Source organism: Dietzia sp. CW19 (assembly GCF_014145265.1).
GTDB lineage: Bacteria > Actinomycetota > Actinomycetes > Mycobacteriales > Mycobacteriaceae > Dietzia > Dietzia natronolimnaea.
This window is the reverse complement of the sequence record NZ_JAALEE010000302.1, coordinates 1-1470: the sequence shown is the minus strand read 5'-3', so window position 1 is coordinate 1470 and position 1470 is coordinate 1. Positions and strand designations below refer to the sequence as shown.

At 69.9% G+C, this 1470-nt stretch carries 1 protein-coding gene; it reads right to left on the bottom strand.

Annotated elements, in window-relative coordinates; genetic code table 11:
* Positions 1–137: 137 nt before the first annotated feature.
* Positions 138–1358 (bottom strand): primosomal protein, encoded by a 1221-nt coding sequence (locus tag G6021_RS09605; protein WP_179524749.1) that lies wholly within the window; start codon positions 1356–1358, stop codon positions 138–140.
* Between the last annotated feature and the right edge of the window lie 112 nt (positions 1359–1470).

Sequence of the window (1470 nt, the reverse complement as noted above, 5' to 3'; positions counted from 1 at the left end):
CCATCGAGAAGAGTGTTTCGACCGCATCGGCCGAGTGGAAATGTGCGGAACGCTCTTTTCGATGACGCCGCGCGAGGCCGGGGACGCCGGGCGAGACGGCGAGGCCGGGGAGGCCGGGCGAGGTCAGGCCAGGCGGGTCAGGCGATGTCGGGGGTGGTCATCAGGCGCTCGACGTCGTCGACCAGGTCGCGCCACTCGCCCGCCTCGTCGTCGAACGGCGCGCTGGGCTCGAGCAGCCTGGCGTCGTCCGGGTTGAGGACGTAGTGGAGGAACCGGCGCAACGAGGTTCCTCGGCCGGTGACCGCGGCCTCGAGGTCGGAGTCGCCCACGTAGTTCGCGAGGTCGGTGACCAGTTCCACGGCGAGCGCGAGCTGCCCGGAGTCGACCATCCCGGGGCCGACCTCGATGTCGCGGTCGAGGCCGGCCAGGACGTAGGTGTTGTCCTCGGTCACGTGGACGTCCAGGCTGCCGTCGATCGCCGCGATCTTGACGCGCTCGTAGGTCGCCACGTGGCTGAGCGTCTCGTCGTCGTGGTCGGCCAGGTACCGGGACAGGCCGCGGGCGCTGGTGAACACGTACGCCTGGTCCCCGTCGCCGAGGAACACCGGCCGATCGCCGAGATAGCAGCGCAGGCTCAGGTACTCCTGATCGGCGAAGATGATCTTCACGGGGTCGATCCCGACCGTCTCCCACAGCGAACCCTCCGGGTACCCGGTGGGGGCGGCCTCGGGCTCGGGCGCGGGCTCGGGGAGCGCGGCCTCAGCGGCCTCCAGGTCCGCTCGGGCGCGATCGACCTCGGCGCGCGGGACCTCGGGGGTGGTCATGACGTCCTGGATCGCGTCGAGCACGTCGTCCCAGCCCTTGGCGACGGTCTTCCGGATGGACTTCCACAGCTTCAACCCGTCCCGCCCGTAGAACTCGTCCATCCCGCGGGTGACGGCGGCGAGGATCGGGTTGCCGTTGAAGAACTTGGTGACGGTGTCCAACTCGCACACCTCGCCGATCGAGCGGGCGATGGTGAAGGACTGGTCGATCTCGTCGACCGAGGACTCCGTGGGGTTCTCGCCGAGGAGTTCGAGGACGCCGACGAGGTCGTAGCAGTTCTCGTCCGCGGCGCGGAACGCCAGCACGTCGGAGGTCGCGAACTCGTCCCAGGACGGGTGGTCCTGCAGATCATGTTGCGCGCCGCTCCGGACCAGGGCCAGGAGTTCGGCGGTCGAATCGAACGCGTAGAGGTCCTCGTCGAGGCCGAGGAACGCCTCCCAGTCGTCGTTGTCCTCCCGCCAACTGGGCGCCCAGAGGGTCGTGACGTCTCCCTCAGGGAGACCGAGCTCGATCGGGACTATGTCCTTGGCCATGCCGGTCAGCATATCCACGGCCCGTCAGCCGGTGCCACGGCCCGCCGACAGGGCACCGGCTGAGTCGTCCCCGGCGGCCTCGGCGGCCTGCGCGCGGCCGCTCACCGCGAGG